We start from the raw sequence: 20,403 nt of genomic DNA, 5'->3' as shown, positions 1-20,403 counted from the left end.
AGTGCAAGCTAAAACTATTCTCAGTTTCGTATATTTCCCTAATTTTACCAAAATTTTAAATTTAATTGTGGGAAGTAAAAATAAACTGAAGCGTTTTAGGGAAAACGAAACCTTTGGCAATGTAATTCAGCCAACAAGGGAAGAGGCTTTAGCGGGTAATTTTCCGTTAAAAGGCAAATGGGGAAGTGAGTTTTTCAAAAATGATAATCCTATTGTTTTAGAACTGGGATGTGGTAAGGGTGAATACTCTGTTGGCCTTGCCCGTTATTATCAGGATAAAAACTTTATCGGTATTGATATTAAAGGTGCCCGTTTTTGGAGAGGAGCTAAAACAGCTGTTGATGAAGGGATACATAACGTAGGTTTTTTACGTACCCAAATTGAACTTATTGAGGAATTTTTTGCCGAAGGTGAAATCTCTGAAATATGGATTACCTTCCCTGATCCGCAAATTAAATACAAGCGTACCAAACACAGGTTAACCAATACTGAATTCCTGCAACGTTACAAAAGGATACTTACGCCGGATGGTATAATGAACCTTAAAACCGACAGTGAATTTATGCACGGTTATACGCTGGGGCTACTTCATGGTGAAGGACACGAGGTGATATATGCTAACCATAACATATATGAAAACCACGGTGCTCCAAAAGAGGTAACCTCTATACAAACATTTTACGAGCAACAGTATCTTGAAAAAGGTAAACCAATAACTTATATTCAGTTTAAAATAAAGTAAATATGGATATAATTTTCCCTGTGCTAATAGGTATACTTGTCGCAACACCGGGCATCTTGCTTCCGGGTTTGATAAATATGACAGCAGCCAAAATTAGCCTGAGGGACGGTAAATCGTGTGCTGTGGTTTTTGCTGCAGGCGCTACGTTTATTGTTTTAATCCAGTCGTATATTGCTGTTTCGTTTGCAAAATTTATAAGCCGAAGGCCTGATATTATCAACCTTTTGGAAGAGGTGGGGCTTGGTATATTTGTACTGCTTACCGTCTATTTTATATTTATTGCAAAAAAGCCACAGCAAAATGAAGATGAAGACGAACCGGTGAAACTAAGGTCGCGTACCAGTTGTTTCTTTTTGGGTGTACTGCTTTCGGTACTTAACTTTTTTCCAATTCCATATTATGTGGTAATGAGTGTAACACTCTCGGCTTATAAGTATTTCTCTTTTGATAACCTGTTTGTATTCCTGTTTGTAATGGGGGCTGTGAGTAGTACTTTCGGGGTGTTTTACCTATATATTGTTTTCTTTAAAAAGCTGGAAAACAGGTCGGGCTTTTTTATGAAAAACGTCAACTACTTTATTGGTGGTGTAACCGGAATCGTATCTGTAATTACTTTAATCAAACTACTTAGAAATATGTAGCCATGCCCGAAAACAAAAATGATAATTTTTTTGAAAGGGTGTATGATGTTGCCCGTCTAATCCCAAACGGAAGGGTAACATCATATGGAGCTATAGCAAAATATCTTGGTGCGGCACGTTCGGCAAGAATGGTGGGCTGGGCTATGAATGCCTGTCATGGCAGGGACGATGTTCCGGCACACAGGGTGGTTAACAGGCAGGGGCTACTATCGGGTAAACATCATTTCCCGGGGAGTAACCTTATGCAGCAACTACTGGAAAGTGAAGGTGTCGAAATAGATGACAATAAAGTGGTTCATTTCGATGCGCATTTTTGGGATCCTTCAACCGAATTAGATTTTTAACTCTCATAATTACGCTTTTACTGCTTTAAAACTTTATTGTATAAAGTTTTCATACTATCTTTGCAATTTGAAATCAGTCTTAATAAGAGGCTGAAACAGAAAGGTATAAATATTATGAAACTAGATAGAAAAGAGATATTAAAAGCTCTTGAAACCATAACCATAGCCGGAGAAGGGCAAAATATGGTAGAGAGCGGTGCAGTGAGAAATGTACTTACTTTTGGTGATGAGGCTGTTGTAGAACTTGTACTTGCTAATCCGGCAATGCATATTAGAAAACGTGCCGAAGCCGATATTATAAAAACCATACAGGAAAAAGTAAATGCCGATGCTAAGGTTAAGGTGAACGTAAAGGTGGAAGCGCCCGAAAAACCTGAAATTAAAGGTAAAGGTATACCGGGTATCAGTAATATTATTGCGGTATCTTCGGGTAAAGGTGGTGTAGGTAAATCTACTATTACAGCAAACTTAGCTGTTACCCTTGCTAAAATGGGTTTTAAGGTTGGTGTTCTTGATGCCGATATTTACGGTCCGTCTATGCCAATTATGTTTGACGTAGAAAGGGAAAAACCAATCTCGGTAGAGGTTGACGGCAAATCTAAAATGAAACCAATACAAAGCTACGGCGTGGAACTACTTTCTATAGGCTTTTTCACAACGCCTGAGCAGGCTATTATATGGAGAGGTCCTATGGCTTCAAAAGCACTTAACCAAATGCTTTTTGATGCCGATTGGGGTGACCTTGATTTTATGCTTATCGACCTTCCTCCGGGAACAGGAGATATTCACCTGTCTATAATGCAGTCACTTCCTTTAACAGGTGCGGTTGTGGTTAGTACACCACAGGCTGTTGCCCTTGCCGATGCCAAAAAAGGTGTGGCAATGTTCCAGCAGGAAAGTATCAATGTACCTGTACTGGGTATTATAGAGAATATGGCTTACTTTACTCCGGATGAACTTCCTGATAACAAATACTACATCTTCGGTAAAGAAGGTGCTAAAAACTTAGCAGAAGATTTAGATGTTCCTTTCCTTGGAGAGGTGCCAATTGTACAGAGTATACGTGAGGCCGGAGATTACGGTCGTCCTGCTGCCCTGCAAACGGCAACACCACTAGAGGCTTCGTTTGAAGAGCTGGCACGATCTGTAGTACAGGAAACCGTAAACAGAAATGACAACCTTCCGCCTACAGAGGCAATTAAAATAACTACCATGGCTGGCTGTTCAGCAGTTAAAAAGAAATAACCCATGACAACAGAAGAAATTAAATTTAATGTGGAAAAGGCGCTGGATGAGATCCGCCCGTTCCTAGAGTCTGACGGAGGTAACATAAGCCTTATCGAAATTGAAGATGATAAGCATGTAAAAGTTAGACTTGAAGGCGCGTGTGTAGGATGCAGCGTTAACCAGATGACATTAAAAGCCGGAGTGGAAACTACTATTAAAAAGTATGCTCCGCAAATAGAAACTGTAGTAAATATTGCATAGTGTTAATTATGGCCTGAAGGCTGATAATTATCATAAAAAGGAAAAACAGTTTTAAAGAATTTTGCTTTAAAACTGTTTTATTATGCCAAGTAAGAAAATGATTAGTACCGATATATTAATAATAGGCGCGGGACCAACCGGGCTTTTTGCCGTATTTGAAGCAGGACTGCTTAAGCTGAAATGCCACATTATAGATGCGCTTCCGCAACCGGGCGGGCAGCTGGCCGAACTGTATCCGAAAAAACCAATTTTTGATATTCCGGGATTCCCGTCTGTTTTAGCGGGAGACCTTGTAACTAACCTGATGGAACAAATTAAGCAGTTCCAGCCGGGCTTTACCCTTAACGAAAAAGCCGAAACCATAGAAAAGCAGGAAGACGGTACCTTTATTGTAACCACAAACAAAGGGACAAAACACCATGCTAAGGCAGTTGCTATTGCCGGTGGTTTAGGTAGCTTTGAACCCAGAAAACCTATAATCGAAGATTTGGAATTCTATGAGGATAAAGGGGTAGAGTATTTTGTAAAAGATCCTGAGCTTTTCCGTGATAAACGTATTGTTATTGCCGGTGGTGGTGACTCTGCGCTGGACTGGAGTATTTTCCTTTCTGATGTAGCAAAAGAGGTTACACTGGTACACAGGAGAAACGAGTTTAGAGGAGCTTTAGACTCTGTAGAGAAAGTACAGGAATTAAAGAAACAGGGCAAAATTAACCTGATTACTCCGGCAGAGGTAACCGGTATTAGAGGTGCAGAGCACGTTGAAGAACTGGATATTGACCACGATGGCGGACACAGGACTATTAAAACCGATTACTTTATTCCGCTTTTCGGACTTTCTCCAAAACTGGGAGCTATTGCCAACTGGGGTCTTGAAATTGAGAAAAATGCCATTAAGGTTAATAATGCACTGGATTATCAAACCAACATAGAGGGTATTTATGCCATAGGTGATATTAATACCTATCCCGGTAAGTTAAAGCTTATTCTTTGTGGTTTCCACGAAGCTACCCTTATGTGTCAAAGTGTGTACAACAAACTTAACCCGGGCAAAAAATTTGTTCTTAAATATACAACGGTAAGCGGTGTTGACGGTTTTGACGGAACCCGTAAAGAAGCTGAAAAGCAGGTTGTAAAAGCAATAGAATAGTATGGCAGATGTTACCATAAAAATAACAGACAGAGATGGTGTTATGCACGAAGTGCAGGCGCCTACTGATATGTCGATGAATATAATGGAAGTGGTTAGGGCTTACGAGCTTGCTCCCGAAGGTACCATTGGGGTATGTGGGGGTATGGCGATGTGTGCTTCCTGCCAGTGTTATGTGCTTAACGATGTGGAATTGCCAGAAATGGGGCCTGATGAGGATGCCATGCTGGCTGAAGCATTTTACGTAAAGCCAAACAGTAGGCTGGGTTGCCAGATACCCGTTACAGAAGATTTAGAGGGGCTTGAAATTGAGCTCGCTCCCGAATCATAAAATAAAAAAAGCGTTCCAATCCGGAGCGCTTTTTTTATTTTATAAACTGAAATGTTTACTTACTTCCTTACGGTAGGTGTTCCCGATAGGGATTACAAAATCATCCATTTTGATGGTGTTGTTATATATACTCATTACCTTTTTTACCGGAACAATATAAGAACGATGCACTCTTATAAAGTCAGACGAAGGGAGTTTTTCGGCAATGCTCTTCATAGGCATTCGGGTTACCAGGCTGGTTTTGTCCTGTAAGTGTATTTTAATATAATCGTCCAGCCCTTCAATAAGCATAATGTTATCAAAGTCTACACGCTGTAGTTTATAATTGGCTCTTATAACCAGGTGCGGATGCTCTGTAGTATTTTGCTGTAACTGTTTTTTGGCCTTGTCAAGCGCCTGCAGGAAACGCTCTAACGAGAAAGGTTTCAGTAAATAATCTATCGCATTTACATTAAACCCTTCTACGGCATACTGGCTATAGGCGGTGGTAAAAATAACAGGTAGTTCAGTGCCAATACTTCGGTAAAATTCCAGTCCGTTTTTTCCGGGCATTTGTATGTCCAGGAACAATAGGTCTACGGGGTGCTTTTTGAGGTAGGCAGCCGCATCAGATGTTTTGGTAAAAGTCTTTACTAAATCAACACCTTCTGCCTGCGAGCAAAAATGTGAAGTTACCTGTAATGCGAGTGGTTCGTCGTCTATAGCAATGGCTCTAATCATGTCAGCTCTATTTTTAAGTTAACTTCAAAAGTGTCATCGGTTTCATGAAAAGTTATTTCATGTTTATCGGGGTAAAGGTGTTTTATTCGTTTTAAAGTGTTTTCGGTACCTTTCTCGCTCTTTTCGCTTTCAGGCAGGTCAATGTTAACCTTTTTGTTTTTAACGTTAAGCAACACCTCATTTTGCGTTATATGGATTAATATGGCTATAGCCGATTCTTCATCGGGGTTAATGCCATACTTAAATGCATTTTCAATAAACGGAATAAGCAGCAGGGGTGATATTACTTTATTATCGGTATTTCCTTTTATTTTAAACTGAAAGTCAATACTGTTATCCATTCTTAGCTTTTGCAGGGATATGTAGTTTTTTACATATTCAATCTCATCCTGTAAAGGGACATAGTCTTCACTACTTTCGGTAACTACATAGCGCATTAGTGAAGATAGTTTAACGATGGCTTCGGGAGCATCGTCTGATTTTGTTATGGCAAGCGCATGGAGACTGTTTAGGGTATTGAACAGGAAGTGCGGATTAATTTGTGCTTTTAGGTAGGCAATCTCGGTGTTTAGTTTTTCACTTTGTATATCTGTTAGCCTTTGGTTGATGCGTAGCAGTAACGAAACAAAAAAGACCAACAGGAACTGGAAAAGTGTACTCCCTTCTATGGGGCGCATAGCCCTGAATCTTGAAAATTCTGCCGGCTGTTTTGGCATGCCCGTTGGTGGTGGCATTTTTATTTCAGGGAAGTTTGTTTTCATTTCGGGTGGTGACTGCATTTGCTGTGGCCACTGTTCACGAAAAATCAATGATGGTGTAATCGCTATGGCAGCATAACAAACTACTATCAACGCAAAGAAAACAGTTCGCTTTTTACTGAAATAAAACCTAGGGATTAAGTAGCCGTAATTTAAATAGAAAAAAAGCAATAACAGTACATGACTGAAGAAGCTTTTTTGAAACGGAACCAGGCTAAATAGCGGTTCGCCTGAGTTAAAATCGGGAGATGATAAAACAGGGATACTTAAAAATAGTAGGCTGCCCAGTATATGGGGTAGGTAAGTATAAATTTTTTTATTCATGGTCTATTATACCTTAACTCAAATCTATGAATAAAATTTTAACAGGTAGCCTAATTATGAATACAAAAAAAAGCCTCTTCATTTGAAGAGGCTTTTAAGAGATATGTTTTTAAAACATTATTGCTTTACGAATTTAAGCGTAGTGCTTTGTCCGTTTTTCTCAACTTTTACAAAGTAGATACCGTTGCTGTATGAGCTTGCATCTATGCTAAGATTTGCCTGAGAACTAACTTTAGCCTGAGAAACTACTTGTCCAAGGTTATTGAATATAGTGTAGCTTTCCGGTAGCTCATTGTTTGGCATTGCAATATTTACAATGTTGTTAACCGGGTTAGGGTAAAGTGTGATTCCGTTTTCAAAAACATAATCATTATTACCTAAAGTAGTATCTACGTAGAATGTCGTTTCTTCAGTGAAATCAAATGAACCTCCTGATGCAACAACTGTTCCGTCTGTAGTTGTAACCTCATAGTATCCTTCTCCAAATTGACAGCACATTCCGTCTCCGTTTTGGTCAATTATTACAAAGGTGTAGCACTGGCTAGCTTCCAGTTCAACAGTTTCGGTATACATGGTGTTATTGTTATATTGTCCGCCAAAAGTAACTGGATTTTCATTAGCATCCAGAACAGCCCATATTGTCTCATCTCCATAACCATCTGTTAAAATGGTAACTGTTAATTCCTGAGTGTTGTATGATGCTACCGGTGTATAGGAGAAATCTTGTATTATAGTGTCATTTAATGGAGCTTCGTCTTCTGTGTTGTTTATAGATGCTATAGACAGACTAAGAGTGTGTTCACCTGCTGTAGGTTCTGAAATCGGAAGTTCTATAGTGGTAGTTTCTCCATTTTCAAGTTCACCTGTCCAGTTATAAACAGCAGCTTCTTCGTCAATAGTATAGTTTATTTCGGCAACTGTAATTGTATTTGTACCTGTGTTTTTAAGGTTGATGGTTAGAACAAAATCCTCTCCACATGCTTGCTGAAGCGGATTTACGTTTAGTGATCCGTCATTGTTATAAACAACTCCAGGAATACAACCGTCAGATGTAATTAGTGATGCTCTTCTTGGAGAGTTAGCTAATACTGCTTGCATTCTTTCTTTTTGGTTTTGGGTGAAAACATTTTGGCATAAATCACTAGTGTAGTCCATATAGTTTTCAATCATATCCAGTCCGGGAGAATCAAGGCATGAGTCCATATTTGTAGGGCATCCGCTATTAGCTTGTGCTGCTGTTGGTGTATCTTCACAATAGTCGTCAAAGTCACAATTTCCATCTCCCCAAATGTGTCTTAAGCCGAAATAGTGTCCTACTTCGTGTGAGGCTGAACGTCCTTTGTCTTTACCGCTTTCCTCATTGTAATAACCTTCAGGATAAATGTCTGAAGAACCGCAATACATTGCTCCAAGTGCAACACCGTCTGTTTCGGCAAGTATTGGTAGTCCATCCCCTTCAAGTCCTTCAAGTCCTGATTCTGTTGGGAATTGAGCATATCCGGCAAGTTCACCTAAAGGGGTGCCATTGAACCCTATGTATAGATTGCTTAGTACCCAAATGTTTAGGTACTTATTAGGATCCCATTGTGTTTGTGGCTTTATTATAGTTTCAACAGCCTCCATGTCCCAGCCAAAAGGATCATCGTTTTCAAAATAATGCCTTGTAATACCGCTGGTTGCAATTCCATACTCATCTCTTTGTGCTAAGCAAAATTCTATTTCCATATCAGCGCCAACAGGGTTTTCATTGTAGCCCGGAGTATCTTCCATTCTTCTAAAGTCCTGATTTAATACGGTAAGCTGTGAAAGTATTTGCTCATCGGCAATATTTTCGTTTTCACCAACAGCGTCTCCATCATGTATAATGTGAAATACTACAGGTATGGTTACTACTTGGTTAGTGGTTTGTGTGTTTTTTAAAAAGCCTTTGGCTTTTTGTTCGTCTATTTTTTGAGCAATCCATTCTTCAAACTGCGCTGTGTTAGATCTGTTTGGGAATTTTCTCTGTAAGCTTTCTTCGTATTGTGTGGATGCACAGTTAATGAACCCGTTTTTTTGGTTTGGTCCAAATTGTTTTGCCTTTTTGTTTTGCGCAAAAGCTCCTGCTGATAGCAAACCAGACAATGCAAGTAAACCGATTTTAATAGTAGTAGTGTTTAATTTCATTATTAGGTATTTAAATTCAGCGCCGAAAATACATAATATTTTATATGCAAGCCGATTAATTTGCTGTTTTAACAAAAAAATCCCGATATAATATATCGGGATTTCAGGGTTTTATACTCTTTTTTTTATATTGATGCCATGTCGTGGTGCATAATGTTTTCCTCAATGGCATTCCATAGTTCAATACGTTTGTCAAGCGCCTGTTTTGAAGCTTCTTCAACCTCTTTCCATTTTTGCTCATCTTCGCCACATAGTTCACTAATCATTTGCATTGCCATTGGGCCATGCTCATCGGCATCCAGTTCTATGTGTCTTTCAAAATAATAGATAAGTCTCTCCAAATTGGTTTCAGGGAAATTCTTCTGGAAGTTTCTAAGTATTTCTGTAAACATTGCCGGAATAAGATCTTCACGTCCAAAGGTAAATGCTGCGGCAATTTCATGTGGTTTGCCCTGTTCAATAATCCTGAAAGTGAAGTCAAGAAATTCTTTAATTTTTTCGTGCAGGTGACTCTGTTTTATGGAAACAAAAATGTTTTGGGTGTTTACCACATCCTGTAAAAATGCTTTTACTTCGCTGGTGTTAGCACCACATTCTTCCATTGCATCCACATACATTTCGTAGTGGCTTTGTCTTTTACCCTCTAAGGTAATATCGGTTTCTTCTGCCAGTACGATTTCATTGATAAGGTATCTTATCTCAGCATTTCCTACCGGTAACCACGGGGTAGTGGTGCAGGTAAGTTTTGATTGTAATGCTTTTAGCAGCGACATAAAATCCCAAACGGCATAAACGTGTCCTTCAAGAAAACACTTTAAATCGTCTATCGTTTTTACTTTGCTGTATAAAGAGTGTTTTAACAGAAGGTCTTTTTGGGGTTGGATACTTTTGTTAACGGTATCTGTATTCATAGCATAGTTTTTTACAAAATTAAAAAAGCTTCTTTAGACAAAGAAGCTTTTAACAATTGAATTTTTAAATAAACGTATAAATTTTACTTATATTTTATTTAAATGCTGCGTGACCGGTTATGTCAAGTCCTGTTATAAGCAGGTGAATATCGTGAGTACCTTCATAAGTAATAACACTTTCAAGGTTCATCATATGGCGCATAATAGAATACTCTCCTGTAATACCCATACCACCTAAAATCTGGCGGGCTTCGCGGGCAATATGCAGGGCCATATCCACATTGTTTCTTTTTGCCATAGATATTTGTGCCGATGTTGCTTTACCTTCGTTCCTTAAAACACCAAGTCTCCATGTTAATAGCTGGGCTTTAGTGATTTCGGTAATCATTTCGGCAAGTTTTTTCTGTTGCAGCTGGGTAGCGGCAATAGGTTTGTCAAACTGTACACGCTCTTTAGCATAGCGAAGTGCAGTATCGTAGCAATCCATAGCAGCACCTATGGCACCCCATGCGATTCCGTAACGGGCAGAGTCAAGACACCCAAGCGGACCGCCTAACCCTGATTTATTTGGTAAAAGGTTTTCTTTAGGGACTTTTACATTGTCAAAAATAAGTTCACCGGTAGCCGATGCTCTTAATGACCATTTGTTATGTGTTTCGGGAGTAGAGAAGCCTTCCATACCACGCTCTACGATAAGACCGTGAATTCTTCCTTCTTCATTTTTAGCCCATACTACAGCGATATCTGCAAACGGAGCGTTAGATATCCACATTTTGGCACCGTTAAGCAGGTAATGGTCACCCATATCCTTAAAGTTGGTAATCATGCCGCCCGGATTAGAACCATAATCAGGCTCTGTTAAACCGAAACACCCCATAAACTCACCTGAAGCCAGTTTAGGAAGGTATTTTTTACGTTGCTCTTCGTTACCGTATTTCCATATAGGGTACATAACAAGAGATGACTGTACTGATGCTGTAGAACGAACACCACTATCACCTCTTTCTATTTCCTGCATTATAAGTCCGTAAGAGATTTGGTCTAAACCGGCACCTCCGTACTCTTCAGGAATGTAAGGGCCAAATGCACCAATATCGGCAAGGCCGCTAATAATTTGTTTTGGGAATTCTGCTTTTTGAGCATAATCCTCAATTATTGGAGATACTTCGCGTTTTACCCACTCGCGGGCAGCATCGCGAACCATTTTATGTTCGTCTGACAATAGTTCGTCAAGAAGATAGTAATCAGGAGCTTGAAATAAATCAGGTTTCATTTATAACGTTTTAGTTGATGGCAAAAGTAAAGAAGAATTGTAACAAATCCATAAAAAAATGTTGTATTTTTTATAGTAAGGTAAAAATGAAAGCGCTCCTGCTGTAGTAACAAGAGTGAAATTTAAAACCCGATAAGTTATGAAAAGGGAGGGAGCTTACAGTTTTAAATAAAAATCTTTAGTAAGCTCGGTGTATTCCGGGGTGTATTGATGGCGTGCCGTTTCAATAACTAACTCGTCAAAATTTGTTTCAGCTTGTTGTCTGGTAAAAGCCATAAGGCTTCTTTTTATTTCGGTATCGGGTGTGCCTTTAACTCTTGTAATTTTGGCTGGGTACAGGTCAAATTCGGTAGCAATGGCTATAAATTTTTCTTCTTCCTTAAAAGGAATGATAACCGAAAAGATACCGTTTTCAGATAATAATATCGCAGCGGCTTCAATAAGGTGTTCAAAAGGAAGTGATTCGGTAAAGCGGGCTTTGTCTCTTTGTTCGTTACCGGATGAGTAATTCTCAGAATAAAAAGGAGGGTTTGAAACGATAATGTCATACTCTTCATCGTGCATTTCCTCAACAAATTCGTCCAGCCCGGTATGGTAGCAAAACAGTCGGTCACCCCATTTACTTTCTTCAAAATTCTCTACAGCCTGTTCGTAAGCCTCATCGTCAATTTCTATAGCGTCAATCTGTTCGGCAGTACTACGTTGAGCCATCATTAAAGCTATGAGTCCGGTTCCGGCTCCAATGTCAAGAATGCTAAACGGATTGTTACTCACCGGTGTCCATGCTCCAAGCAATACACCATCGGTACCTACTTTCATTGCACATCGGTCCTGCTGGATAGTAAATTGCTTAAACTGGAACATTTCTTAAAAAGTGAGATGTTAGAATTTAGATTTGTAAGATTAAAGGTTGAGGTAGTTAGTATGTAGCCTGAAATAAACTATATATCAAGGTACAGGTCTACCAGTCCTTCGGGAGTATCAAGTATAATTTTTTTGTTTTCACGATCTACCTTTACAATGAAATCATCTATCATAGGGACAAGTATTTCTATATCACCTTTAAGGATTTCAAAAAGAGGTTGGGCCGAAGTGTCATTTACACCGGTTATTTTACCAATGTTGCCCAGTCGCAGGTCTTCGGCATCAAAGCCTATTATTTCGTGGAAGTAAAATTTATCGCCTTCCAGTTTAGGTAGCATAGATAGCGGTAGGTATACTTCGCAGCCTAAAATCTTTTCGGCTTCTTCCTCGCTGTCTATATCTTCAAAGCGGGTTCTTAAAAAGTCGCCCTTATGAATTGAAGATGATTCAATAAAAAATGGAACCAGGTGTTTGTTGAATTCAACAAACACTGATTCCATGTTTTCATACAAACCCGGCTCGTCGGTATCAAGATAGATAAGGACTTCGCCTTTATAGCTAAACTTTTTGGCGATCTTGCCTAAATAGAAACAATCTTCTTTACGCATAAATCGCAGTCAAATTAAGCTTGGGTTTCTTCTGTGTTTTCTTCTGAAGTTGTGTTTTCTTCAGCTTCAGCTGTAGTCTCTTCAGCAACAGCAGCAGCTTCAGCTTCTTTCTTCGCAGCAATACGATCTTCGTTAACTTTTTTCTCTGCCTCAAGAGCTTTAGCTTTCGCGTCAGCTTTAGCAGTAGAAAGTCCGTCTTTCTTAGCGCTTACTTTCGAATCTTTTTGTTCTAACCAAGCAGCAAACTTAGCATCAGCCTGCTCCTGAGTAAGAGCACCTTTACGAACACCTCCGTCCAGGTGGTGTTTAAGTAAAGCACCTTTGTAAGAAAGGATAGCTCTTGCAGTGTCAGTTGGCTGAGCACCGTTGTGTAACCACTGTACAGCTGTTTCAACATTGATGTCGATAGTTGCAGGGTTAGTGTTAGGATTGTAAGTTCCTATTTTTTCAAGGAATTTACCATCTCTTTTTGAGCGGGAATCTGCCGCTACTACCCAGTAAAAAGGTTTCCCTTTTTTACCGTGTCTTTGTAATCTGATTTTTACAGGCATAATCTTTAGATTAAGTTTGAGGTACCCGACCTCTGTTAATTAAGGGTGCAAATATATGAAACTTTAGCTTACAAACTTTTTTTGCGTTAATTTTTATGAATTTTGACGTTCAAAAAGTTCAAAATACATACTTTTATTGTGATTTATTATAATTTAATTAGGATATATGTCATAAAAAACTATTTTTGTCGTTGTAAAATTTGATACACCATTTCTTTAAGATATATTAATAATGAAAAAGATTTTATCACTACTAGTGCTGATGGTTACTTTTGCCTCATGTGAAGAAGACATCCAATTCAATAATCCGGCCGTACAGGCAATGAGAGACGATGAGTTGTGGAGGGCAGTAGAGTACACCGCGACAAGAGAAACAGATAATTCACTTACCATACAGGCAACAAATGGTTTCGAAACCCTTGTATTAAGGACTGCCTCTGTAGATCCGGGTGTTTACGAACTAGGTCTGAATGAGCAAAATAAGGCGGCTTATTCGGTTTCTGTTGACGGGATAGAAATGAACTATCAGACAGGTACTGATTTAGGTAACGGAAGAATTGAAATACTAGCTGAGGATACTGATCTTGTTCAGGGTTTTATAACAGGTACCTTCCGTTTTAATGCAGTTGAGGATGACGGAACGGTAGTTAACTTCAGAAGCGGTGTTTTTTACAGAGTGCCAATACAGCCGGTAGGCCAATAATAAAGAAAACAAAAGCCATCCCAAACGGATGGCTTTTTTATTTGCAAATTATATGTGTTAAGAATTTATTAAGCGTGTAAAGACTTCATTTTGAGCCGTCCGTAAGGATGGTTTTTTTGTTTTTATTGTTGACTGAAAAACTGTATTTTTGAAAAGTTACCCTTAAGGGAATGCTTTTCTTTTAACTTCCAAATAATTAACCGGTTATGTACTTGATTTTTGATACCGAAACCACCGGATTACCTAAACGATGGGACGCTCCTGTTAGTGATACCGATAACTGGCCGCGCTGTATACAAATAGCATGGCAGCTGCATGATGAGATGGGGCAGCTTATAGAGCATCAGGATTATTTAATAAAACCTGATGGCTTTAATATTCCCTATGATGCCGAACGTATTCACGGTATATCTACAGAACTTGCTATGGAGCAGGGTGTAGAGCTCGAGGGTGTATTGGAGAAGTTTAATGAAGCAATGGCGAAAGCCAAATTTATAGTAGGACAAAATGTTGGCTTTGACGTTAACATTATGGGAAGTGAGTACTACAGGTTTGGTGTAGATACTCCGTTACAGGATATGAAAATCTTGGATACCTGTACCGAGGTTACTGCCGAACTATTAAAAATACCCGGAGGTCGTGGAGGTAAATTTAAACTACCCACACTAACCGAGCTTCATGAATATTTATTTGGAGAACCTTTTGCCGAGGCTCACAATGCAACTGCCGACGTTGAGGCTACCACGCGTTGTTTCCTTGAACTGGTTAAAAGGGAAGTATTTACTTTAGAGGAGCTTGATGTACCGCCTACTTACTATCGTGAGTTTAAGGAAGCCAATCCGCAAACTATACAGTTAATAGGGTTAAAACACATTAACCTTAAAGCAGCTTCTGAAGAAGTAAGGAAACGCCTTGATAAATTAAAAGGTGCTCAGGAAGTAAGCCATGTCACCGAAGAGCTTAAGCAGGACTTAAAAGAGGTAGAGTTTGTGCACCTGCATAACCATACCCAGTTTTCGGTACTACAGTCTACCATAGCGGTGCCTAACCTGGTTAAGGCGGCTGCAAAGCATAAAATGCCGGCGGTAGCCATGACCGATCATGCTAACATGATGGGGGCATTCCACTTTGTGAGTAATGTGCTTAACCACAATAAGGCTGCCGAAGCTAAAAACAAGGAGCTTATTGAGAATGGTGAAGAACCTACCGAGGTAACTATGAAGCCTATTGTGGGTTGTGAGTTTTTTGTTTGTGAAGATCATAAAGACAAATCAAGGAAAGACAACGGTTACCAGATTGTAATGCTGGCCAAAAACAAAAACGGCTATCACAATTTGGCAAAAATGGCATCTATAGCCTATACCGCAGGTTTTTACTACGTGCCAAGAATTGATAAAAAAGTTATAGAGCAGTATAAGGAAGATGTAATTGTGCTTTCGGGTAACCTGTATGGTGAGATACCTAATAAGGTTTTGAATATAGGTGAGAACCAGGCAGAGGAAGCTTTGCTGTGGTGGAAAGATCAGTTTGCAGATGACTTTTATATAGAGCTTATGCGTCACGGGCAGGAAGATGAGAATCGTGTAAACGACTCGCTTATCAGGCTGGCTAAAAAGCACGACGTTAAGCTTATTGCTACAAACAATACCTATTATGTAGATAAGGATGACGCCCACGCCCACGATATTTTACTGTGTGTAAAAGATGGCGAGAAGCTGGCTACGCCAAAGGGACGTGGTAGAGGTTTCCGTTACGGACTTCCTAATAATGAATACTACTTCAAATCAGGGGACGAGATGAAAAAGCTCTTTGCTGATTTGCCTGAAGCTATTGTTAATGTTCAGGATATAGTAGATAAAATAGAAATATACTCGCTTTACCGTGATGTACTTCTTCCTAAGTTTGATATTCCGGAAGAATTTCAGGTGGAAGAAGATAATGAAGACGGAGGTAAACGCGGTGAGAATAAATTTTTAAGGCACCTTACTTATGAAGGAGCTAAAAGAAGATATGAGGAAATTACCGATGATATAAGGGAGAGGCTTGACTTTGAGCTTAAAACCATCGAGAATACCGGTTATCCGGGGTATTTCCTTATTGTACAGGATTTTATTGCCGAGGCACGAAATCTTGGGGTTTCCGTAGGGCCGGGCCGTGGTTCGGCAGCAGGATCGGCGGTAGCCTACTGTTTGGGTATTACCAATATCGACCCTATTGCTTACGATCTGCTTTTTGAGCGTTTCCTTAACCCCGACCGTGTATCGATGCCCGATATTGATATCGACTTTGATGATGAGGGTCGTGGTCGTGTAATGGATTATGTAATCAATAAATATGGAGCGAGCCAGGTAGCACAGATTATTACCTACGGTACCATGGCAGCAAAATCGTCCATACGTGATACGGCGAGGGTGCTTGATCTTCCGCTTTTTGAAGCCGATAAGATTGCTAAGCTTATCCCGAACATGAAACTGGCTAAGATATTTAATCTTGATCCTAATGCGCTTAAAGGTGCGTTGCGTTCGGAAGAGTTTGAAAAGGTACAGGAGCTTATAGGTATGGCAGATGCTGGAGACCTTGCGGGTGAAACCATTCAGCAGGCAAAAGTACTGGAAGGTTCGTTGCGTAATACAGGTATCCACGCCTGTGGGGTTATCATTACGCCCGATGATATTACGAACTTCGTTCCGGTATCGCTGGCAAAGGATTCCGATTTGTATGTTACCCAGTTTGACAACTCGGTGGTGGAAAGTGCCGGACTCCTTAAAATGGACTTCCTGGGGTTAAAGACCCTTACCCTGATAAAAGATACGGTGAAGCTGGTAAAATACCGCTTTAATATAGATCTCGATCCCGATAATTTCCCGATAGACGATAAAAAGACGTATGAGCTTTTCCAGCGTGGTGAAACCGTAGGTGTATTCCAGTACGAATCGCCCGGTATGCAAAAGTACATGAAGGACCTAAAGCCTACCGTGTTTGCCGATCTTATTGCGATGAACGCGTTGTACCGTCCGGGGCCGCTGGAATATATCCCGAGTTTCGTAAGAAGGAAAAACGGTGAGGAAGAAATTAAATACGATCTTGAAGCCTGTGAGGAATATCTAAAGGAAACCTATGGTATTACCGTATACCAGGAGCAGGTAATGCTACTGTCGCAAAAGTTGGCAGGCTTTACCAAAGGTGAGGCCGACGTACTGCGTAAGGCGATGGGTAAAAAGCAGAAAGACGTACTGGATAAAATGAAACCCAAGTTTGTGGAGCAGGCCGCTGCAAAAGGTCATGATGCCACAGTACTGGAGAAAATATGGAAAGACTGGGAGGCTTTTGCGAGTTACGCCTTCAACAAGTCGCACTCTACCTGTTATGCATGGGTGGCCTATCAAACGGCTTACCTAAAGGCACATTATCCGGCAGAGTATATGGCGGCGGTACTTTCCAATAACATGAATGATATTAAGCAGGTATCGTTCTTTATGGAAGAGTGTAAGCGAATGGGCTTAGAGGTACTTGGACCCGATGTGAATGAATCGTACTATAAGTTTACGGTAAACGATCAGGGTGCGGTACGTTTTGGTATGGGAGCAATTAAAGGTGTGGGTGCCGGTGCTGTTGATACCATAGTAGAGAACCGTAAAGACGGAAGATACCGATCTATATTTGATTTGGCAAAGCGTATTGATTTACGTGCTGCTAACAAAAAAGCATTTGAAAACCTGGCGCTGGCAGGAGGATTTGACTGTTTTACCGATACCCAAAGGGCGCAGTACTTCCATCATGAGGAGGGGGATAATATTACCTTCCTGGAAAAGGCAATGCGTTATGGGTCCAAGTATCAGGAAAATGAGAACTCCTCTCAGGTGAGTCTTTTTGGTGAGTCGAGTGATGTACAGATACCCGAGCCGGTAATTCCGGCATGTGAGGAATGGAGTACCATGGAAAAACTTGCCAAGGAGAAAGAGGTAGTGGGTATCTATATATCGGGTCACCCGCTTGATGATTACAAGTTTGAGATGAAATACTTTTGTAATGCTAAGCTTGATGCGTTAAAAAGCCTGGAACAGCATGTAAGTAAAAATCTTAGCTTTGGGGGTATCATCTCAAATGTGCAACATCGTATAGCTAAAAACGGTAAAGGTTGGGCGTCCTTCATGCTCGAAGGGTATGACGAGAGTTATGAGTTCCGTATTTATGGAGAGGAGTATTTAAAGTTCAGGCACTTCCTTATCCCTAACAACTTTACCTATATGAAAATACTGGTGCGTGAAGGCTGGGTAAATGCCGAAGGGAAACGCGGTGAACCGAGAATACAGTTTATAGCGATACAGTACCTTCAGGATGTACTTACCACTTTTGCTAAAAAGCTCATTATACAGTTTAATATTACCGAACTGCAGGAGCAGCTCATTATTCATTTAAATGAGTTGTTTATGCATAATAAGGGAGACCATTCGGTACAGTTTGAGGTAATGGAACTGGAACGTGTTAAGCGAAAGGTTGAGGTAGCTGCTGTAGCCGATGAACAACTGGACGGTGAAGTGGAGGCTGAACTGGATGGTGAAATGCCGGAAAGCGTAATGACAGATGTAGAGGATATACAGGTAGTTACAAAGGTGGTTATGCCAAGCCGTAAACTGAAGGTGAAAATTTCAAACGAGCTTTTGCACGAACTTGAAAAGTTACAACTTAATTTTAAGCTAAATTAAATTTTTGATAGGTTACGTCTATTTATTCATAATTAAAACTAATAAACGTTTCACTTTTCAATTAAATATTTATACCTATTTTTGTTCTTTATAAACTTAACTATTTATATATAATAATATGGCAAAGGAAATCACAGATGCTACATTTGACGAAGTAGTATTAAAATCAGATAAACCGGTTTTGGTAGATTTTTGGGCTGCATGGTGTGGTCCTTGTAGAATGGTAGGTCCTATCATCGAAGAGATTAGCTCAGAGTATGACGGAAAAGCTGTTGTAGGTAAAGTAGACGTAGATGCTAACCAGGAGTTTGCTGCTAAATATGGTGTTAGAAACATCCCAACTGTATTAGTATTCCAAAACGGAGAAGTTGTTGGAAGACAGGTAGGTGTTGCTCCAAAGCAAACATATACTGATGCTATTGATGCGTTACTATAATCAGTTTTTGTAACAATATACATGAATCCCGGGCATGGCCCGGGATTTTTGTTTTTATAGGGTTAAGGAGTTGTTTCCAGTTTCTCCCTTTTTTCTTCATAATGCTCGTTATCCCATTTTGCCAGCTGTATAATTATTGGGATAAGCGTGCGTCCTTTATCTGTAAGGTTATATTCTACCCTTGGGGGCAGTTCCCTGTATTCGGTACGGTTTAAAATACCGTCTTCTTCCAGCTCCTTTAAGGTGGTTGTAAGTACTTTTTTAGATATGCTGCCTATAATGGCGTGTATTTGCCCAAAACGTGCTGTGCGTTCTCTTAGTGCATAAATCACTATGGGCTTCCATTTAGAGCCCAGTATCGCCATAGAGCGGTGCATGGGGCAGTCGCTGTATTTAAAAATATTTCTTGCCATGATGGTTACTTGTTGGTTACTTGTTGGTTACTTGTTGGTTACCACTTTAAAACCTTAATAGTTACAAAAGTAAACTATTATCAGTTACTTTGTGTAACTATTTAAATGATAGTGCTATTCGCATAGCTGATAATTTAAGAACCTTAAAAATTAAAAAACAGAAAAATGAATTTAGACGCCCTTTTTAATCCGTTTCAATATAAAGGACTTACCCTTAAAAACCGTTTTGTTATGGCACCCATGACCCGTGCTTTTGCTACAGGTGGCGTACCTAACGAACAAATAGCCGACTATTATTCACGCCGTGCTGCTGCCGGTGTGGGACTTATACTTACCGAGGGTACAGTTATAAACAGGCCCGCTTCTAAAAACATGAAAGATATTCCTAATTTCTACGGAGATGAGGCATTGGCAAACTGGGGTAAAGTAGCACAGGCGGTACATAATAAGGGAGGGTTAATCGCTCCGCAAATATGGCATGTAGGGAATACACAGGCAGGACCGTGGTTGCCGGAAGCTCCGCTTGAAAGCCCTGATGCCATGACGCTTCAGGATATAGAAGCTACAATCAAAGCCTTTGCCGATGCTGCTAAAAATGCAAAAGCCTTAGGTTTTGATGCATTGGAAATTCACGGTGCACACGGATACCTGATAGACCAGTTCTTTTGGGCTGAAACCAATCACAGAACAGATGAGTATGGAGGAAAGACATTAAAGGAGCGCAGCCGCTTTGCGCTCGATGTGGTTAAGGCTATTCGTGAGGCTGTTGGACCTGATTTTGTAATCATCCTTCGTCTTTCACAATGGAAACAGCAGGATTATACCGTGCAACTGGCACAAACCCCTGCCGAACTGGAAGAGTGGTTGGTGCCGCTTGCTGAAGCCGGAGTGGATATTTTTCACGGTTCACAAAGAAGGTACTGGGAACCTGAGTATGAGGGTAGCGACCTGAACTTTGCCGGATGGATTAAAAAAGTAACCGGTCAGCCAACTATTACGGTTGGATCTGTAGGACTTTCAGATGATTTTATGGGAGTGTGGACAGGTCAGGGTGCCGAAACTACTAAAATAGACGAGCTGTTACGTCGTTTTGAACGTGGTGATTTTGATTTGGTTGCTGTAGGACGTTCCCTGTTACAGGATCCGCAGTGGGTTCAAAAAGTAAAAGCAGGAAGTTTTGAGGATATAAAGCCTTTTGAGGCTGCCAGTGTGCAAAAATTATATTAATTGATTTTAGCTTATCAGGCTAAGGGAGTCCGGAGCAATACTGCTTC

General features: G+C 40.2%; 20 protein-coding genes. 11 read left to right on the top strand and 9 right to left on the bottom strand.

Annotated elements, in window-relative coordinates:
* The first annotated feature begins 67 nt into the window (after positions 1 to 67).
* From trmB to GN157_RS03605, 7 genes are all read left to right on the top strand, one after another.
* Complete coding sequence (gene trmB / locus GN157_RS03635; protein WP_317163502.1) at positions 68 to 742, top strand: tRNA (guanosine(46)-N7)-methyltransferase TrmB; 675 nt, start codon at positions 68 to 70, stop codon at positions 740 to 742.
* Positions 743 to 744: 2 nt separating this feature from the next.
* Positions 745 to 1,383, top strand: coding sequence for a lysine transporter LysE (locus GN157_RS03630; protein ID WP_157481756.1), 639 nt, complete (start codon positions 745 to 747; stop codon positions 1,381 to 1,383).
* 2 nt (positions 1,384 to 1,385) lie between these two features.
* On the top strand, positions 1,386 to 1,727 hold the full coding sequence (locus GN157_RS03625; protein ID WP_157481755.1) for an MGMT family protein: 342 nt from the start codon (positions 1,386 to 1,388) through the stop codon (positions 1,725 to 1,727).
* 114 nt (positions 1,728 to 1,841) lie between these two features.
* Positions 1,842 to 2,972: an Mrp/NBP35 family ATP-binding protein gene (locus tag GN157_RS03620; protein WP_157481754.1), complete on the top strand. Its 1,131-nt coding sequence runs from the start codon at positions 1,842 to 1,844 to the stop codon at positions 2,970 to 2,972.
* A gap of 3 nt (positions 2,973 to 2,975) precedes the next feature.
* Positions 2,976 to 3,215, top strand: a complete 240-nt coding sequence (locus tag GN157_RS03615; RefSeq protein ID WP_035134441.1) for a NifU family protein — start codon at positions 2,976 to 2,978, stop codon at positions 3,213 to 3,215.
* Between the two features lie 97 nt (positions 3,216 to 3,312).
* Positions 3,313 to 4,365 carry an NAD(P)/FAD-dependent oxidoreductase gene (locus GN157_RS03610; RefSeq protein WP_157481776.1) on the top strand — a complete coding sequence of 351 codons (1,053 nt, stop codon included), beginning with the start codon at positions 3,313 to 3,315 and terminating at the stop codon, positions 4,363 to 4,365.
* A 1-nt stretch (position 4,366) separates the two neighbouring features.
* The gene (locus GN157_RS03605; RefSeq protein ID WP_157481753.1) at positions 4,367 to 4,696 is read left to right on the top strand and encodes a 2Fe-2S iron-sulfur cluster-binding family protein; all 330 of its coding nucleotides are present in this window, start codon (positions 4,367 to 4,369) and stop codon (positions 4,694 to 4,696) included.
* A 39-nt stretch (positions 4,697 to 4,735) separates the two neighbouring features.
* Here the strand turns inward: GN157_RS03605 and GN157_RS03600 are convergent, their stop codons facing one another.
* The 8 genes from GN157_RS03600 to GN157_RS03565 all read right to left on the bottom strand — a co-directional run bounded on the left by GN157_RS03600 (position 4,736) and on the right by GN157_RS03565 (position 12,871).
* Positions 4,736 to 5,416: a LytR/AlgR family response regulator transcription factor gene (locus tag GN157_RS03600; protein ID WP_157481752.1), complete on the bottom strand. Its 681-nt coding sequence runs from the start codon at positions 5,414 to 5,416 to the stop codon at positions 4,736 to 4,738.
* Positions 5,413 to 6,498 carry a sensor histidine kinase gene (locus GN157_RS03595; RefSeq protein ID WP_157481751.1) on the bottom strand — a complete coding sequence of 362 codons (1,086 nt, stop codon included), beginning with the start codon at positions 6,496 to 6,498 and terminating at the stop codon, positions 5,413 to 5,415. The genes GN157_RS03600 and GN157_RS03595 overlap by 4 nt, the downstream gene beginning before the upstream one ends.
* A gap of 117 nt (positions 6,499 to 6,615) precedes the next feature.
* A complete protein-coding gene (locus tag GN157_RS03590; protein WP_157481750.1) occupies positions 6,616 to 8,664 on the bottom strand; it encodes a M43 family zinc metalloprotease in 2,049 nt (682 codons plus the stop codon).
* A 125-nt stretch (positions 8,665 to 8,789) separates the two neighbouring features.
* A complete protein-coding gene (locus GN157_RS03585) occupies positions 8,790 to 9,575 on the bottom strand; it encodes a DUF3050 domain-containing protein (protein WP_157481749.1) in 786 nt (261 codons plus the stop codon).
* Positions 9,576 to 9,669: 94 nt separating this feature from the next.
* On the bottom strand, positions 9,670 to 10,848 hold the full coding sequence (locus GN157_RS03580; protein WP_035134434.1) for an acyl-CoA dehydrogenase family protein: 1,179 nt from the start codon (positions 10,846 to 10,848) through the stop codon (positions 9,670 to 9,672).
* Between the two features lie 156 nt (positions 10,849 to 11,004).
* Complete coding sequence (locus tag GN157_RS03575; protein WP_157481748.1) at positions 11,005 to 11,712, bottom strand: tRNA1(Val) (adenine(37)-N6)-methyltransferase; 708 nt, start codon at positions 11,710 to 11,712, stop codon at positions 11,005 to 11,007.
* A 77-nt stretch (positions 11,713 to 11,789) separates the two neighbouring features.
* On the bottom strand, positions 11,790 to 12,320 hold the full coding sequence (rimM, locus tag GN157_RS03570; protein WP_035134429.1) for a ribosome maturation factor RimM: 531 nt from the start codon (positions 12,318 to 12,320) through the stop codon (positions 11,790 to 11,792).
* A 14-nt stretch (positions 12,321 to 12,334) separates the two neighbouring features.
* Positions 12,335 to 12,871 (bottom strand): 30S ribosomal protein S16, encoded by a 537-nt coding sequence (locus tag GN157_RS03565; protein WP_157481747.1) that lies wholly within the window; start codon positions 12,869 to 12,871, stop codon positions 12,335 to 12,337.
* Between the two features lie 232 nt (positions 12,872 to 13,103).
* Here GN157_RS03565 and GN157_RS03560 point away from each other — a divergent pair, with 232 nt between their 5' ends.
* From GN157_RS03560 to trxA, 3 genes are all read left to right on the top strand, one after another.
* Positions 13,104 to 13,574: a DUF6252 family protein gene (locus GN157_RS03560; RefSeq protein WP_157481746.1), complete on the top strand. Its 471-nt coding sequence runs from the start codon at positions 13,104 to 13,106 to the stop codon at positions 13,572 to 13,574.
* Between the two features lie 206 nt (positions 13,575 to 13,780).
* Positions 13,781 to 18,280 carry a DNA polymerase III subunit alpha gene (gene dnaE, locus GN157_RS03555; protein ID WP_157481745.1) on the top strand — a complete coding sequence of 1,500 codons (4,500 nt, stop codon included), beginning with the start codon at positions 13,781 to 13,783 and terminating at the stop codon, positions 18,278 to 18,280.
* A 118-nt stretch (positions 18,281 to 18,398) separates the two neighbouring features.
* Positions 18,399 to 18,716 carry a thioredoxin gene (gene trxA / locus GN157_RS03550; RefSeq protein WP_035134421.1) on the top strand — a complete coding sequence of 106 codons (318 nt, stop codon included), beginning with the start codon at positions 18,399 to 18,401 and terminating at the stop codon, positions 18,714 to 18,716.
* 62 nt (positions 18,717 to 18,778) lie between these two features.
* On the opposite strand, the gene GN157_RS03545 is transcribed toward trxA, so the two are convergent.
* Positions 18,779 to 19,129, bottom strand: coding sequence for a winged helix-turn-helix transcriptional regulator (locus GN157_RS03545; protein WP_157481744.1), 351 nt, complete (start codon positions 19,127 to 19,129; stop codon positions 18,779 to 18,781).
* Positions 19,130 to 19,294: 165 nt separating this feature from the next.
* On the opposite strand from GN157_RS03545, the gene GN157_RS03540 reads away from it, so the two are divergent.
* Entirely contained in the window at positions 19,295 to 20,356 is a 1,062-nt protein-coding gene (locus GN157_RS03540; protein ID WP_157481743.1) for an NADH:flavin oxidoreductase, read from the top strand.
* The last annotated feature ends 47 nt before the right edge of the window (positions 20,357 to 20,403 follow it).

The sequence above is a fragment of the Flavobacterium rakeshii genome, assembly GCF_009741375.1.
Classification (GTDB): domain Bacteria; phylum Bacteroidota; class Bacteroidia; order Flavobacteriales; family Flavobacteriaceae; genus Flavobacterium; species Flavobacterium rakeshii.
This window is presented reverse-complemented; position numbering and strand designations above follow the sequence as displayed.

Coding starts and splice junctions, on each gene's coding strand:
- dnaE (WP_157481745.1), top strand. CDS start 13,781: ATGTACTTGATTTTTGATACCGAAACCACCGGATTACCTAAACGATGG.
- GN157_RS03565 (WP_157481747.1), bottom strand. CDS start 12,871: ATGCCTGTAAAAATCAGATTACAAAGACACGGTAAAAAAGGGAAACCT.
- GN157_RS03625 (WP_157481755.1), top strand. CDS start 1,386: ATGCCCGAAAACAAAAATGATAATTTTTTTGAAAGGGTGTATGATGTT.
- GN157_RS03610 (WP_157481776.1), top strand. CDS start 3,313: ATGATTAGTACCGATATATTAATAATAGGCGCGGGACCAACCGGGCTT.
- GN157_RS03600 (WP_157481752.1), bottom strand. CDS start 5,416: ATGATTAGAGCCATTGCTATAGACGACGAACCACTCGCATTACAGGTA.
- GN157_RS03605 (WP_157481753.1), top strand. CDS start 4,367: ATGGCAGATGTTACCATAAAAATAACAGACAGAGATGGTGTTATGCAC.
- GN157_RS03580 (WP_035134434.1), bottom strand. CDS start 10,848: ATGAAACCTGATTTATTTCAAGCTCCTGATTACTATCTTCTTGACGAA.
- GN157_RS03590 (WP_157481750.1), bottom strand. CDS start 8,664: ATGAAATTAAACACTACTACTATTAAAATCGGTTTACTTGCATTGTCT.
- GN157_RS03560 (WP_157481746.1), top strand. CDS start 13,104: ATGAAAAAGATTTTATCACTACTAGTGCTGATGGTTACTTTTGCCTCA.
- GN157_RS03615 (WP_035134441.1), top strand. CDS start 2,976: ATGACAACAGAAGAAATTAAATTTAATGTGGAAAAGGCGCTGGATGAG.
- GN157_RS03585 (WP_157481749.1), bottom strand. CDS start 9,575: ATGAATACAGATACCGTTAACAAAAGTATCCAACCCCAAAAAGACCTT.
- rimM (WP_035134429.1), bottom strand. CDS start 12,320: ATGCGTAAAGAAGATTGTTTCTATTTAGGCAAGATCGCCAAAAAGTTT.
- GN157_RS03540 (WP_157481743.1), top strand. CDS start 19,295: ATGAATTTAGACGCCCTTTTTAATCCGTTTCAATATAAAGGACTTACC.
- GN157_RS03545 (WP_157481744.1), bottom strand. CDS start 19,129: ATGGCAAGAAATATTTTTAAATACAGCGACTGCCCCATGCACCGCTCT.
- GN157_RS03575 (WP_157481748.1), bottom strand. CDS start 11,712: ATGTTCCAGTTTAAGCAATTTACTATCCAGCAGGACCGATGTGCAATG.
- trxA (WP_035134421.1), top strand. CDS start 18,399: ATGGCAAAGGAAATCACAGATGCTACATTTGACGAAGTAGTATTAAAA.
- GN157_RS03630 (WP_157481756.1), top strand. CDS start 745: ATGGATATAATTTTCCCTGTGCTAATAGGTATACTTGTCGCAACACCG.
- GN157_RS03595 (WP_157481751.1), bottom strand. CDS start 6,498: ATGAATAAAAAAATTTATACTTACCTACCCCATATACTGGGCAGCCTA.
- GN157_RS03620 (WP_157481754.1), top strand. CDS start 1,842: ATGAAACTAGATAGAAAAGAGATATTAAAAGCTCTTGAAACCATAACC.